The organism is Pseudosporangium ferrugineum (assembly GCF_003002065.1).
Lineage (GTDB): Bacteria > Actinomycetota > Actinomycetes > Mycobacteriales > Micromonosporaceae > Actinoplanes > Actinoplanes ferrugineus_A.
The window spans coordinates 157,888-173,084 of sequence record NZ_PVZG01000003.1; the positions used below are offsets into that span (position 1 = coordinate 157,888).

10 protein-coding genes are annotated in these 15,197 nt (G+C 71.3%); 3 read left to right on the forward strand and 7 right to left on the reverse strand.

The features are described from left to right. Positions 1-233: 233 nt before the first annotated feature. Positions 234-1,265: a 3-isopropylmalate dehydrogenase gene (locus CLV70_RS08105; protein ID WP_211303697.1), complete on the reverse strand. Its 1,032-nt coding sequence runs from the start codon at positions 1,263-1,265 to the stop codon at positions 234-236. Positions 1,266-1,693: 428 nt separating this feature from the next. Here CLV70_RS08105 and CLV70_RS08110 point away from each other — a divergent pair, with 428 nt between their 5' ends. Next, positions 1,694-2,029: a hypothetical protein gene (locus CLV70_RS08110; protein ID WP_425440131.1), complete on the forward strand. Its 336-nt coding sequence runs from the start codon at positions 1,694-1,696 to the stop codon at positions 2,027-2,029. A 36-nt stretch (positions 2,030-2,065) separates the two neighbouring features. On the opposite strand, the gene serA is transcribed toward CLV70_RS08110, so the two are convergent. Beyond that, positions 2,066-3,667: a phosphoglycerate dehydrogenase gene (gene serA, locus CLV70_RS08115; protein ID WP_106125775.1), complete on the reverse strand. Its 1,602-nt coding sequence runs from the start codon at positions 3,665-3,667 to the stop codon at positions 2,066-2,068. Positions 3,668-3,838: 171 nt separating this feature from the next. Between serA and CLV70_RS39625 the strand changes: the two genes are divergently transcribed. Further along, positions 3,839-5,311 carry a hypothetical protein gene (locus tag CLV70_RS39625; protein ID WP_158277730.1) on the forward strand — a complete coding sequence of 491 codons (1,473 nt, stop codon included), beginning with the start codon at positions 3,839-3,841 and terminating at the stop codon, positions 5,309-5,311. A gap of 407 nt (positions 5,312-5,718) precedes the next feature. Here the strand turns inward: CLV70_RS39625 and mpgS are convergent, their stop codons facing one another. From mpgS to CLV70_RS08145, 5 genes are all read right to left on the reverse strand, one after another. Beyond that, positions 5,719-6,981, reverse strand: coding sequence for a mannosyl-3-phosphoglycerate synthase (gene mpgS, locus CLV70_RS08125; protein ID WP_106125777.1), 1,263 nt, complete (start codon positions 6,979-6,981; stop codon positions 5,719-5,721). A gap of 286 nt (positions 6,982-7,267) precedes the next feature. Beyond that, a complete protein-coding gene (gene ilvC / locus CLV70_RS08130; RefSeq protein ID WP_106125778.1) occupies positions 7,268-8,281 on the reverse strand; it encodes a ketol-acid reductoisomerase in 1,014 nt (337 codons plus the stop codon). 25 nt (positions 8,282-8,306) lie between these two features. Continuing rightward, positions 8,307-8,822 carry an acetolactate synthase small subunit gene (gene ilvN, locus CLV70_RS08135; RefSeq protein WP_106126060.1) on the reverse strand — a complete coding sequence of 172 codons (516 nt, stop codon included), beginning with the start codon at positions 8,820-8,822 and terminating at the stop codon, positions 8,307-8,309. Positions 8,823-8,827: 5 nt separating this feature from the next. Beyond that, positions 8,828-10,648, reverse strand: coding sequence for an acetolactate synthase large subunit (locus CLV70_RS08140; RefSeq protein ID WP_106125779.1), 1,821 nt, complete (start codon positions 10,646-10,648; stop codon positions 8,828-8,830). A gap of 162 nt (positions 10,649-10,810) precedes the next feature. Next, positions 10,811-13,189, reverse strand: coding sequence for a putative bifunctional diguanylate cyclase/phosphodiesterase (locus CLV70_RS08145; protein WP_425440125.1), 2,379 nt, complete (start codon positions 13,187-13,189; stop codon positions 10,811-10,813). A gap of 103 nt (positions 13,190-13,292) precedes the next feature. Between CLV70_RS08145 and ilvD the strand changes: the two genes are divergently transcribed. Then, a complete protein-coding gene (ilvD, locus tag CLV70_RS08150; RefSeq protein ID WP_106125780.1) occupies positions 13,293-15,140 on the forward strand; it encodes a dihydroxy-acid dehydratase in 1,848 nt (615 codons plus the stop codon). Positions 15,141-15,197 lie beyond the last annotated feature (57 nt).

Genomic DNA, 15,197 nt, shown 5'->3' on the forward strand with positions numbered 1-15,197 from the left:
TCCCGGGGCTCCGCCGTCCGGTCCGGCGGCCGCGCACCGGGCTCTCCCGCAGCCGTTGCGCGTGCTCTCGGCAGCCTTCGCGGCCTTTTACTCGTGCTGCCGGCGGCTTTCACGGCCTTTTGCTCGTGCTGCCGGCGGCCCTGTATGCCGGGCGCCCTCGTGCGGGGTCCGGGACGGTGCGGTTCTGCGACGGGCGCCCCTGGGTCGGGGCCCGTGCTGCTGACGTGTGGGGGTCAGGCGGCCGCGGTGGCGGCGACCCGGTCCCCGACCTCGGCGGTGCGCAGCGGTGCCCCCGGCGTACGGGAAGCGACCTCGGCCGCGACCGCCTCGGATACTCGCCGGGCCTCGTCGGGGTGCCCGAGGTGCTCGAGCAGCAACGCGGCGGACAGAATGGCGGCGGCCGGATCGGCGATGCCCTGGCCGGCGATGTCGGGCGCGGAACCGTGCACCGGCTCGAACGTCGACGGGTATGCGCGCTCCGGGTTCACGGAGCCGCTGGCGGCCATGCCGATGCCGCCGGTGACGGCAGCGGCGATGTCGGTGAGGATGTCACCGAAGAGGTTGTCGGTCACGACGACGTCGTAGCGCTGCGGGTTGCTCACCATGAACATGCTCGCCGCGTCGATGTGCTGGTATTCGGTCGTGACGTCGGGGAACTCGGCGGCCACGGCCCGGAACGTCCGGGCCCACAACCCGCCGGCGTGGGTGAGCACATTGGTCTTGTGCACCAGCGTCAGATGCCGCCGCTCACGCCGCCGGGCCCGCCCGAAGGCGTCCCGCACGACCCGCTCGACACCGTGCCGCGTGTTGAGGCTCTCCTCGGTCGCGATCTCCGCGGGCGTGTCCTTGTGCAGCACCCCGCCGGCGCCGACGTACAGGCCCTCGGTGCCCTCCCGGACCACGACCATGTCGATCTCACCGGGCTTGATCCCGGCAAGCGGGCTGGTCGTGCCGGGCCACAGCCGCGACGGACGCAGGTTCACATACTGGTCGAAGTCGAAGCGCAGCTTGAGCAGCAGCCCCCGCTCGAGCACGCCCGGAGGAACACTGGGATCGCCGATGGCCCCGAGCAGAATGGCGTCGTGGCGGGCCAGCTCGTCCTCGACGGACTGCGGCAGAACCTCGCCGGTACGGTGGTAGAACCGGGCGCCCAGGTCGTACTCCTGGTATTCGACCCCGGGAAGGACGGCCTCGATCACCTTGCGGGCCTGCGCGGTCACCTCGGTCCCGATGCCGTCACCGGCCACCACCGCGATCCGCGCCACCGTCACGTCCACTCCCTCACTAGGTCCGACCCGCACGAGCCTAACGGGGCGTCCCGATCTCCGGTACGCCGGTCCCAAACTGTGGGTGAGCAATCGTTCAGGCGGAATCTGCCCCCGGCGCGGGTCGTGCGGCCCTCCCGTCTCCTGGGCCGGACGCGAACAACCCCCGCGGATCGCGGCAACGATCGCGGGGGTTGTCACGACGAAAACGCTGGCTCGCGCCCGCCGGGGGTGCACAACCGCGCGGAGCGGCCACGGAAATGTCACCCGAAGACATCCCCGCCACGCCCGCGCGGCAAGGACCAACGCTAGCGATGCGGACTAATGTCGCGCAAGACGCATCCCCCGCGTGTCGGCGCGACAATGGGATCGAATGCCCGCTGGTATGGCACCATGCGCCGGTGAGTTTCGACCTCGTGGTGTGGGCCATGGACAACGCGGACATGCCGGACGACGTGCGTGCCGCGAACGAGCGGTGTGCGCGCGGCGAGCACCCGCAACGCCCCGCCGACCCCCGCGTAGTCGCCTTCTACGACGCCCTGACCAGCAAATACCCCGACCGCGGCCCCCGCGCGACGCTGGACGGCTCCCCCTGGGCGAGTGCCCCGCTGCACGCCGCGGCGGACCACATCCAGATGCGCCTGGACGAGAACTGCCCCGACGAGGTCCTCGAAACGATCGAGCGCCTCGCCGGCGAGCTCAACCTGGACCTCCTGGACCTCCAGGACGGCACGGTCTACCCACCTCCGGTGAAAACCCGCTGACGCGAGACCGGGCGCCATCCCTCGGTCTCGACGCGGTCAGTCCTCGTCGCGCAGGTCGGCGATGCTGCCCCTCGCCGACCCGATCGCCGTGGCCACCGTGGACAGCAACTCCGCGTCCACCGACGAGTCCACCCGCAGCGCCATCAGCGCCTCCCCGCCGGCCTCCCGGCGCGCCACCTGCATCGCCGCGATGTTGACGCCCGCCTCGCCGAGGATCGACCCGATGGCGCCCACCACGCCGGGCCGGTCGGCGTACCGGAAAAAGAGCAGCACTCCGCCGGCGTCCAGCTCCAGGTCGAACTCGTCCACCTGGGTCAGCTTGCGCGACTCCCGCCCGCCGGTCGTGTGGACGGCACCGGTCACGGTCACGCGACGGCCGTCGGGGAGCGCACCGCGTACGGTGACGAGGTTGTGATGGTCCGAGGCCTCGCGCACGACCGTGAGCTCGACCTCCACGCCCCGGTCCGCCGCGACCTGCGGGGCGTTGACGTAGGTGACCTGCTCCTCGACCACCGACGTGAAGAGCCCCTTGGTGGCCGCCAGCTTGAGCACGGTCACGTCGTGCGACACGATCTCGCCGCGCACCTCGACGGTGACACTCGCCGCGACGCCGCCCGCGACCGCGGTGAAGACCTTGCCGAGCCGCTCGGCCAGCGCCAGCAGCGGCCGCACGTCCTCGTCCACGACGCCGCCGGCCTGCACGTTGACGGCGTCCGGCACGAACTCGCCCCGCAGCGCCAGCTTCACGCTCCGCGCCACCGACAGGCCCGCTTTGTCCTGCGCTTCGGCCGTGGACGCCCCGAGGTGCGGCGTCACGACGACGTTGTCGAACGCGAACAACGGCGAGGAGGTGGTCGGCTCGGTCACGAAGACGTCGATGCCCGCACCCGCCACCCGGCCTTCGGCCAGGGCGTCCGCCAGCGCCCGCTCGTCGATCAGGCCTCCGCGGGCGGCATTGATGATGCGTACGCCCGGCTTGACGGTCGCAAGCTCCTTCTCCCCGATCAAACCCAACGTCTCCGGCGTACGCGGTAAGTGCACCGAAATGAAGTCGCTCTCCCGCAACAGCTCGTCGAGCCCCACCAGCCGCACACCCAGCTGCGCCGCCCGGGCCGGCTGGATGTACGGGTCGTACGCGATCAGCCGCGTCCCGAAGGCGGCCATGCGCTGCGCGAACAGCACACCGATGCGGCCCAGCCCGACCACCCCGACGGTCTTGCCCTGCACCTCCACGCCGGTGTACCTGGCGCGCTTCCACTCACCCTGCTTGAGGGCGGCACTCGCGCTGGCCGTGTTACGGGCGACCGCGAGCAGCAGCGCGATGGCCTGCTCGGCGGCCGACACGATATTGGAGGTAGGCGCGTTGACCACCATCACACCGCGCGCCGTGGCGGCCGGCACGTCGACGTTGTCCAGGCCGACGCCGGCCCGGGCGACCACCCGCAGCCGGGGCGCGGCGGCGACGGCCTCGGCGTCGACCCGCGTCGCACTGCGCACGATGATCGCGTCGGCCTCGGCGAGCCCGGCCAGCAGCGCGGTCCGATCGGTGCCGTCGACGTGGCGCACGTCGAAGTCGTCAGCAAGCACGTCGAGGGCGGCGGGGGCAAGTTCCTCAGCGATCAGTACGACGGGAGTCATGCGTCTCCATCTCGACGGCTTCCGCGATCGTACGCAGACCCGGCTCATACGCGTCCACGTCACATTGCGGTGACCGCCCTCACACTCCCGAAACCTTGCCGTCTCCTGACGAATCGGCTCCCGGCCCCGTACGGGACCACAACTGTCGGACCCGGCCGATAACCTCCACGCATGACAACGCCCCCCGAAGATGAGCAGGACGAAGACTTCACGCCGGCGGTCCCGGAGCCGCCCCGGCGCGTGCCGTTCGGGGTGTCCGTGACCACCATGTTCCTGGCCCTGCTGGCGGTCCTCCTGCTGATCGGCACGGTGGCGTCCCTGACCGCGTCCGGCTTCTACCGCGACACCGTCGGCGAGGCAGCCGCCGAGGGCCTGGCCACCTCCGCGATCGCGATCGCCGCCACCCTCGTGGCCGCCACGGCCTGGTCGTTCGCCCGCAACGGCAACACCGTCGGCCCGATGATCGCCGGCGGCCTCACCCTGCTCGCGGGCCTGATCAGCCTGGCCCTCGGCGTCACCTCCGACGGCGACGCCGAGGGGGTCCGGATCGGCGTGCTCGCCCTGACCCTCGGCCTCGGCATCACCCTCCCCCACCTGATCGGCCAGGGCCCCCTCTACCTGGCAGCCCGCCGCGTCTGGGCCAAGGCCGAAAGGGAATGGCTCCGCGACCTGGCCACCCCGGAAGCCCTTCCGTTCCCACCCCACCATCCGTGGCAGCCCCCACCCGGCCAGCCCTGGGCGCAGCACCCCCACCAGCAGCCCCCACCCCAGCCCTGGCCCACGCCCCACACCGCCCCACACCCCCAGCCCGGCCCCTACCCCCAGCCCGGCCCCTACGCCAACCAGGGCCCACACGCCCAGCCCGGCCCCCACGCCCAGCCCGGTCCCTACGCCCAGCCCGATCCCCACGCCCAGCCCGGCCCTCACGCCCAGGCAGGCCCTCACGTCCAGCCCGGTCTTCACGCCCAGCCCGGCCCGCAATACGGCCAGCCTCAGCCCTACGCACCCCAGCAGTTCCAGGCCCAGGCGCACCAGCCTGCCCCGCCCTACCAGACCCCGCCGAGCCCCGCCCCGTATCAGCCCCAGCCGTCGACGCCCTACGAAACCCAGCCCCCGCCACCGCACCCGGAGCACTCGGCCCCGACGTGGCCCACCCAGACCTCGGCACCGCCGGCCCCACTGACAGAGGCCCCCCAGATCCCCTACTCAGGCCCACCCCACGCGGCCGCCCAGCACGCCCCCACCGAACAGATCCGCACGGCATCCCCCCACCCGCCGACCCCGGCGTCCCCACAACCACTGACCCCGGCGTCCCCGCACCCACCGACCCCGGCATCCCCACAACCACTGACCCCGGCGTCCCCGCACCCACCGACCCCGGCATCCCCACACCCACCGACCGCGACACCGCAGGCCCCGGCATCCCCACAGCCGCCGACCGCGACACCGCCAGCCCCGGCAGCGGCAGCGGCCCCCGAACCCCCGCCATCGCCCGAAGCATCACCCACCACGGAGCAACCACCACCGACCGCCGGGCACGCCCCACCCGCCGTCGTTCCGGATGAGCCACCCGCCGGCGCCACCGGTCCGACGACCACCGCCAACCCGGAGATGCGAGCCAGCGCCCCGCCACCCAGCCCCTGACCTACGGCCGAGCCCACGCGAGCCAGGACGCGCGTCGGCACCACCCGCCACCGGCCGTCAGCCCCACGGCCCACCGGCTCACCGGGCTCACCGGGCTCACCGGGCTCACCGGCTAACGGCCCCACGGCCGGGTGGCCCGGTGGCTCACGGCCCCGCGACCCGACGGTCGGGTGGCCCGATGGCTCACGGCCCCACGGCCCCACGGCCTCACGGCCCGATGGCTCACGGCCCCAACGGCCCCAGGACCCATTAGCTCGCGGCCCACTGCCCACGCCCACTGCCCACGCCCACTGCCCACGCCCACGCCCACGTGCCTAGCGGTCCGGTCACCGCCCGGTGCCGCGCACCGGGCGGATCTCCGACCTCGGCCGCCCGCCGCCGAGGGCGAGACCCCCGGCGGCGGGGGATCACACCGTCGTGCGCGGGATCGACTCCCGGGCGATCGGTGGCGATGGTGGCAGGCCCGCCGAGGCGCCCCCGTCGAACTGCCGGAACGTCTGGGCCTCCGCGTCCAGGCCGTCGTACAGCAGTTCCAGGTCCAGGCTGCCGACCGGCGGGTACACGCGTTCCCGGGGTGGTTCCTGGCCGAGTTCCAGCGCGCCCTGGGAGACCATGAAGTCCACGATCGCCTGGCGGACCGAGGGGAGGGTCACCGGCGAGTGGTACACGACGTTCAAGGCTTGCATGCGCATGCCCTGGACGTGTTCCTCGCCCTTGTTGTCGTGGAAGTGGGGGTTGCGGGTCTCGATCTGGAGGACCGGCACCGAGCCGGCCATCACGTCCGGGTCGGTGCTTTCGAGGATGCCGCCGAACTGCTCGAACATGTCCATGTACTCGTAGGGTTCGACGGCGAAACCGCCCGCGAGGCGGAGTTTCAGGCCCAGCGCGAGGGACATGGCGTGTTCGCCCGCGTTGCCGGTGGCGATCACCTCGGTGCCGAAGCCCGAGTATTCGGCGAGGAAGCGGTTGAGCCACTCGTTGGTGATCTGCGAGCTGCGGCCCTTGCGGCTGAAGAACAGCCGGCCGTCGCGGAGCTTGGGCTTGGAGTGCCAGGAGATCCGGACCATCGAGTACGGGCTGTCGGCGAGGTGCAGGCCCGCCGCGTACGCCTTGCAGTATTCGTGGACCGCGCCGGGGACGTAGTTGTCCGCGTCGACGTAGCCGAGGTAGCGGCGGCCGGTCATCGCCGCGACCGCCATGCCGATCAGCATGGCCTCGCCCTTGCCGTTGCGGACCAGACCGTCCTCGCCGATGAGGTCTTCCATGCCCGCCGCTTTGAAGGCCGCCGCGAGTCCGGGGTCCTTCTGGTGTACGGCGATCGCCGAGCGCCCGGCGAGGCGGCAGAACTGTTCGAGCGTCTGCGCCTCGATCTCGTAGCGGTCCACCGGCAGCTTGTCGCTGTTGGATACCAGCACAATGAGACAGTCGTGGGGAATTCCGGAGAGCACGCCTTCGATGACGCTTCGTGTCTCATTCATACACGGGACGACGATTACCATTTGCGACTCGACAGCGCGTAAAGATTCCGGCGGCACGACCCGGCTACCAGCCGAAAGTGCCGGCTGACCGGTGTCGTGCACGGCGCCCGAGTCAAGCTCGATCACCCTCTGCAGCTCATGAATCCGGACAGCACCGAAGCGCTCACTCCGGAAAGAATCAGCCAGTCGCATGCGGCGAGGCTACCTGTTCCACACCACCCGCAACTGCTCCAACGGTGCACAATTCGATGACGACGGCTTTCAGGTAAGCGGGACGTAACGCCCGCGTTTCAGGTAATCGAATGATCACAGAAAACGCCGGGCCAAGAGCCCTGTGGACCCCTGACCCGGCGTACAACCTGCGGAAACGGGCGGCAGCGAGAACCGCGCTCACGGTCATCGAAGACTGCCGATACCGACCGGAGCGACCCGGCCGTTGCGCGGTAGATCACGCCCCGCGCCACAAAGGGCAGAAATATCAGGCCGTTTCCGTGATGGGCCGGTCGACCCAGCTCATCATGTCGCGCAGCTTCTTGCCGGTCACCTCGATCGGGTGCTCGGCGCCCTCCTTGCGGTACTGCTGGAGGCGGGTGCCGCCGGCCTCGTCGTCGGCGATGAGGGCCTTGGTGAACTCGCCGGACTGGATCTCCGCGAGGATCTTCTTCATCTCCTGCTTGACCCCGGCGTTGATCACGCGCGGGCCGCTGACGTAGTCGCCGAACTCCGCGGTGTCCGAGACGCTGTAGCGCATCCGCGAGATGCCGCCCTCGTACATGAGGTCGACGATCAGCTTGAGCTCGTGCAGGCACTCGAAGTAGGCGATCTCCGGCGCGTACCCGGCCTCGGTGAGCACCTCGAAGCCGGTCTGCACCAGGGCGGCCGTGCCGCCGCAGAGGACGGCCTGCTCGCCGAAGAGGTCGGTCTCCGTCTCCTCCTTGAACGTCGTCTTGATGACGCCGGCGCGGGTGCCGCCGATCGCCTTCGCGTACGACAGGGCGAGCGCCTGGGCGCCGCCGGAGGCGTCCTGCTCGACGGCGATCAGGGCCGGTACGCCCTTGCCGTCGACGTACTGGCGGCGCACGAGGTGGCCCGGGCCCTTGGGCGCGACCATCGCCACGTCCACGTTCGCCGGAGGCTTGATGAGCTCGAAGCGGATGTTGAGGCCGTGGCCGAAGAAGAGCGCCTTGCCGGCGGTCAGGTTCGGCTCGATCGACTCGGCGTAGATCTTGCGCTGCGCGGTGTCCGGGGCCAGCACCATGATCACGTCGGCCCAGGCGGACGCCTCCGCGGGGGTGAGCACCTTCAGGCCCTGTTCCTCGGCCTTGGGCCGGCTCTTCGAGCCCTCCTTCAGGCCGACCACCACGTCGACGCCCGAGTCGCGCAGCGACAGCGAGTGCGCGTGCCCCTGGCTGCCGTACCCGATGACGGCGACCTTGCGCCCCTGGATGATGGACAGGTCAGCGTCGTCGTCGTAGAACGTTTCCGCGGTCATGACTTCCTCTCAGAGTTCTTAAAAATCACGCGGCGCGCAGCGCCGGGCCGGTGGTGATGGAACGCGAGCCGCGGCCGATGGCCACGAGGCCGGACTGCACCATCTCCTTGATGCCGTACGGCTCGAGGTCGCGCAGCAACGCGTCCAGCTTGTCGGGGTTGCCGGTCGCCTCGATCGTGAGGGTGTCCGGTGCGACGTCGATCACCTTCGCCCTGAACAGCTCGACCGTCTCGAGCACCTGCCCGCGCACCGCACGGTCGGCGCGCACCTTGACCAGCAGGAGCTCACGCTGAACCGACTGCTGCGGGTCCAGCTCGACGATCTTCAGGACGTTCACCAGCTTGTTGAGCTGCTTGGTCACCTGCTCCAGGGGTGAGGAGTCGGCGTTGACCACGATCGTGATGCGGGAGACGTCCGGGTTCTCCGTCTCGCCCACCGCCAGCGAGTCGATGTTGAAGCTCCGCCGCGAGAAGAGGCCGCTGACCCGCGCGAGCACGCCCGGCTTGTTCTCGACCAGTACGGAGAGAGTGTGCTTGTTCAGGCTGCTCACAGGTCGTCCTCGTCGAAGTTGGGGCGCACGTCCCGGGCGAACATGATCTCGTCGTTGCTGGTGCCGGCCGGGACCATGGGCCAGACCATGGCGTCCTTGCCGACCGTGAAGTCGATGACCACCGGGCGATCGTTGATCTCCATGGCGGCCTTGATGGTGGCGTCCACGTCGGCCTTCGACTCGCAGCGCAGGCCGATGCAGCCCAGGGCCTCGGCCAGCTTGACGAAGTCCGGGATGCGGTGCTTGTGCGTGCCCAGCTCGGTGTTGGAGTAGCGGCCCTCGTAGAACAGGGTCTGCCACTGCCGCACCATGCCCAGGTTGCCGTTGTTGATGACGGCGATCTTCACCGGGATGCCCTCGAGCGCGCAGGTCGCCAGCTCCTGGTTGGTCATCTGGAAGCAGCCGTCGCCGTCGATGCCCCAGACCGGGGTGTCGGGCAGGCCGACCTTGGCGCCCATCGCGGCCGGCACCGCGTAGCCCATCGTTCCGGCGCCGCCGGAGTTGAGCCAGGTGCCCGGCTTCTCGTACTTGATGAACTGCGACGCCCACATCTGGTGCTGGCCGACGCCCGCCACGTAGACAGCGTCCGGGCCGACCAGCGCGCCGATCCGCTCGATCACGTACTGCGGGGCGAGGGTGCCGTCGGTCGGCTCGTCGTAGCCCAGCGGGTAGCGCTGCCGCAGGTCGTTGAGCTGCGCCCACCACGGCTCGTACGCGGAGGCCCCGGTCGCCGTGCCGGTGACCGCCGCGATCAGCTCGTCGATCACGTGCCGGGCGTCGCCCACGATCGGGACGTCCGCGTGCCGGTTCTTGCCGATCTCCGCCGGGTCGATGTCGGCGTGCACGACCTTGGCCTCGGGGGCGAACGAGTCGAGCTTGCCGGTGACCCGGTCGTCGAACCGGGCGCCGAGGGTGACCAGCAGGTCCGCCTTCTGCAGCGCGTACACGGCCGGGACCGTGCCGTGCATGCCGGGCATGCCGAGGTGCTGCGGGTGCGAGTCGGGGAACGCGCCGAGGGCCATCAGCGTGGTGATCACCGGGATGCCGGTCAGCTCGGCGAGCTTGCGCAGCCCGTCGGTCGCACCGGCCTTGAGCACGCCGCCGCCGACGTACAGGACGGGGCGCTTGGCCGCGGCGATCAGCCGGGCCGCCTCCCGGATCTGCTTGCCGTGCGGGTGCAGCGTGGGCCGGTAGCCGGGCAGGTCCAGCGTCGGCGGCCAGGAGAAGGTGGTCTGCGCCTGGAGCACGTCCTTGGGGATGTCGACCAGGACCGGTCCGGGGCGGCCGGTCGCCGCCAGGTGGAACGCCTCCGCGATGACCTGAGGGATCTCCTCGGCCGTCTGGATCAGGAAGTTGTGCTTCGTGATCGGCAGCGTGATGCCCTGGATGTCCGCCTCCTGGAAGGCGTCCGTGCCGATCGCGGGTCGCGCGACCTGCCCGGTGATGGCCACGATCGGCACCGAGTCCATGTAGGCGTCGGCGATCGGCGTGACCAGGTTGGTCGCGCCCGGCCCGGAGGTGGCGATGCACACGCCGACCTTGCCGGTGGCCTGCGCGTACCCGGTGGCGGCGTGCCCGGCGCCCTGCTCGTGGCGCACCAGGATGTGCCGCACCTTGGAGTCGTACAGCGGGTCGTAGGCCGGCAGGATGGCGCCGCCGGGGATGCCGAAGGCGACCTCTACGCCGAGGGCCTCGAGCGACCGCACGAGCGAACCGGCCCCGGTGACCGGGGTCGGCGAGACCGCGGCTACGGCGGCCGCCGCGACGGTGGCCGGGGTGGCGCGGTGGGCGAGGGTCTCTGGCGTGGGTCTCGTCATGGCGATTCAGACCTTCGTTCGGGTTCGGGTGTCGCTCTTCGCACTACAGGAATCCGCGCAACAAAAAAGGCCCTCGTGCTTACGCACGGGACCTAGCGCACTGCCCAGCAGACTGAGGGGCAGCGCGCTCAACTAAGTACGAGGAACGACGAACACATGCGGCTAAGACTGCCCCATCTCACGGGGTGCGTCAACTGATCTCACATCCTGGTCACCCGAAAAGGCCGGGTCGGTCGGCAGGACCGCCCGCACCTGCCGCATTCCGGGGCCCAGCATGACGATCTGGCTGCGCGCCGGGGCGCTCGGCGCGGCGGCGGGACGGTTGCGGGGTTGCGGCGCCGGCCGGGACCCGGGCGTCCGTACGGTGCGCAGCTGCGCTTCGAGGTGTTCCGCCGGCACGCCCCAGCCGAACAGCGAACCCTGCCCGAGCCGGCAGCCCGCCTCCTCGACGATCTCGCGCTGGGCGGAGGTGCCGATGCCCTCCGCGAGCACTTCCAGGCCGAGCCGGTGGCCGAGGCGGACCACCACGTCGACGAGCGGCGCGGCGGTGCCCGTACGCGACTCGGGCTCCGCCACCAGCGCGTGGTCGATCTTCAGGATGTCGACCGGCAGGTTGCGCAGCTGCCCCAGCGACGAGTAGCCGGCGCCGAAGTCGTCCAGCGCGATGCGGACCCCGGTGGAGCGCAGCTCGACGAGCCGGCGGATCAGCTCGTCCATGTCGGTGGCGACGGCGTGCTCGGTCACCTCGAGCACCAGCCGCTGCGGCGGTACGCCGTACTTCTCCAGCACCGCGGCGACCTGACCGGCGTAGTCGGCGGCGTGCAGCTCCTTGGGCGACAGGTTCACCGACACCCACACGTCGTGCCCGGTGGCCAGCCACCGGGCGAGCTGCGCGCACGCCTGGTCGAGCACCCAGGAACCGAGCATGCCGATCAGGCCGGACTCCTCGGCGACCGGGATGAACTCGTCGGGGCGCACCGCACCGAGGTCGGGGTGGTGCCAGCGCAGCAGGGCCTCCGCGCCCACCGGGCGTACGGAAGGAAGCGCGACCACCGGCTGGAAGACCAGCCGCAGCTGGCGACGCTCGATGGCGTGCCGCAGTTCGTTCTCCAGCACGCTGTGGCGGCGCAGCAGTTCGTCGTAGTGCTTCTGGTAGCGCTCGACCCGGTTCTTGCCGCGCTGCTTGGCGTAGCGCAGCGCCAGGTCCGCGTCGCGCATGAGCTCGCCGGTGTCCCCCGGCGCGGGCGAACCGGCCACGCCGACGCTGGCCGACAGGAAGACCGACCCGTCCTCCGTCTCGTACGGCTCGCAGAGCACCGCCAGCAGCCGCTTGCCGGCCGTCATGGCCTCCTCCGGCGTGGCCCACATCAGCACCGCGAACTCGTCGCCGCCGAGCCGGGCCGCGACGTCGCCCTCGCGCAGGTTGGCCCGCAGCCGCTCGCCGACCTCGGCCAGGACCGCGTCGCCGACGTCGTGCCCGCGCATGTCGTTGACGTTCTTGAACCCGTCGAGGTCGAGGCCGACCAGGGTGCGCGGGCGGTGCCGGACGGCCGGCTCGCGCAGCGCCCGGACCAGCCCGCGGCGGTTGGCCAGGCCGGTGAGCGGGTCGGTGTGCGCGAGCTCACGGAAGTGCGCCTCCCGCTGGCGCAGCTGGAGCGTGTAGCTCTTCACGTCGCCCAGGGCGAGGTATTGCCGGCCGACCAGCGCGAAGCCCTCGACGCTGGCGCCGATGAACCCGAAGCCGCCGAACTCGCCGCCCGCCAGCAGGTGGTACGTCCCGGCGATCACCATGGCCGCCATCGGCACGAAGGCGTACCCGGTGTTGCGCTGGATGATGTCGCCGCTGACCGTGACCGGCCGGTCCGCGCTCTCGACCGCGCGCGCGACCACGAACAGGCCGACCGGCAGCAGGGCGGCGCCGAGGCACACCAGCACCGGCGAGCCCTGGCAGATGCCGGCCGGCAGCGCGGTGGCCGTGACAGCGACCAGGCTGACCCCCGCGGCGACCCGGACCGTGACGTTGCGGGGCCGGTGCGCGTGCATGGCGAGGACCGCGGTGAGCCCGATGGCGACGGCCGCCACCCCGGCGCCCAGCAGCAGCGAGCCGCAGCCCATCGGCGTCAGGCCGCGCAGGAGGCGGGTGGGTTCGGTGACCAGGATCCAGCCCACGAACCACATCGCGGCGGCGAGGATCAGCCCGTCCAGCAGGTGCCGCAGGGCGGCGCGGCGGCTCTCCGCGGCGCCGGGCAGCATGAGGGTGCCGACCAGCAGCATGAACGTGCCGATGGCCATCGCGACGGCGACGGCCTGGCCGAGCGTCTGGCGGTGGTGCGGCATCGGGTCGTGCGCGAGGAACAGCGCGCTGATCAGCCCGGCCAGGGCCGCGGCGGTCGCCGTCGCGCCGCCCGCGGCGAGCAGAAGGTGCGCGTTGCGGGCCGCCCCGGTGTGCCGGCGACCGGAATTCCCCAGCAGGGCGACGGCCGGGACAGCGACCATGAGGCTCGCCAGCCCGGCCAGCTCCACGCCGGACGGTGAGTGCACGGGAACACTCTGCCGTACCCGCAAGGTTTTCGGTATCCCGAGGGGTGGACATCATCGGTGCCGGTTCGACCCCGGTCCTTCCCCGCGGTGGCACTATGTAGTAATGCCTGAGCTGCGCTCCCGGACCTCGACCCACGGACGGACGATGGCCGGCGCGCGCGCCCTGTGGCGCGCCACCGGCATGACGGACGACGACTTCGGCAAGCCCATCGTGGCCATCGCCAACAGCTACACCCAGTTCGTACCCGGGCACGTCCACCTCAAGGACCTCGGCGGTCTCGTGGCGGACTCGATCGCCCGGGCCGGGGGCGTGGGCCGCGAGTTCAACACCATCGCGGTCGACGACGGCATCGCGATGGGCCACGGCGGCATGCTCTATTCGCTGCCCAGCCGCGAGCTCATCGCCGACGCGGTGGAGTACATGGTCAACGCGCACTGCGCCGACGCCCTGGTCTGCATCTCGAACTGCGACAAGATCACCCCCGGCATGCTGATCGCCGCGCTGCGCCTCAACATCCCGACGGTGTTCGTCTCCGGCGGCCCGATGGAGGCCGGCAAGACGGTCGCCATCGAGGGCGTCGTGCACGAGAAGCTCGACCTGGTCGACGCCATGTCGGCCAGCGCCAACGAGAGCGTCACCGACGCCCAGCTCGACACGATCGAGCGCTCGGCGTGCCCGACCTGCGGCTCCTGCTCCGGCATGTTCACCGCCAACTCGATGAACTGCCTCACCGAGGCGATCGGCCTGGCGCTGCCCGGCAACGGCTCGACGCTGGCCACGCACGCCTCCCGCAAGGCGCTCTTCGAGAAGGCCGGCGCCCTGATCGTCGACATCGCCCGGCAGTATTACGAGAACGACGACGAGAGCGTGCTGCCGCGCAGCATCGCCAACCGCGACGCGTTCGAGAACGCGGTCGCCCTCGACGTGGCGATGGGCGGCTCCACGAACACGGTCCTGCACCTGCTCGCCGCGGCCCGCGAGGCCGGGATCGACTTCAGCGTGGCGGACATCGACGCGGTGTCGCGCCGGGTGCCCTGCCTGAGCAAGGTCGCCCCGAACAGCCCGAAGTACCACATGGAGGACGTGCACCGGGCCGGCGGCATCCCCGCCCTGCTGGGCGAGCTCCACCGCGGCGGCGCCCTCCGGACCGACGTGCGCTCCGTGCACTCCCCCGACCTCACCAGCTGGCTGGACGCCTGGGACATCCGCGGCGGCTCGGCCACCCCGGAGGCGCTCGAGCTGTTCCACGCGGCCCCGGGAGGCGTACGCACCACCCAGCCGTTCTCCACCGGGAACCGCTGGGCGACGCTCGACACGGACGCGGCCGAGGGCTGCATCCGCTCGGTCGAGCACGCGTACACGGCCGACGGCGGCCTCGCGATCCTCTTCGGCAACCTGGCCCCGGACGGCTGCGTGGTGAAGACCGCCGGCGTGGCCGAGGAGCTGTGGAAGTTCTCCGGCCCGGCCCGCGTCTTCGAGAGCCAGGACGCCGCGGTCGACGGCATCCTCGGCAAGCAGGTCGTCGAGGGCGACGTGGTGGTGATCCGCTACGAGGGCCCCAAGGGTGGCCCCGGCATGCAGGAGATGCTCTACCCGACGAGCTTCCTGAAGGGCCGCGGCCTCGGCAAGGCCTGCGCCCTGATCACCGACGGCCGCTTCTCCGGCGGCACGTCCGGCCTCTCCATCGGCCACGTCTCCCCGGAGGCGGCCGCGGGCGGCCTGATCGCCCTGGTCCGCGACGGCGACGAGATCACCATCGACATCCCGGGCCGCGGCATCACCCTCAACGTCGACGACGAGACCCTCGCCCAGCGCCGCCACGAGGAGGAGCGCCGCCCCAAGCCGTACACCCCGGCCGACCGCCGGCGCCCGGTCTCCGCGGCCCTGCGTGCCTACGCCTCGATGGCCACCAGCGCGAGCGACGGCGCGTACAGGAAGGTCCCGGAATAAGAACCCTTTCCGGTACGGCCCACGCCTAACCCGGAAGCAACACCGACCGGCCCGGAC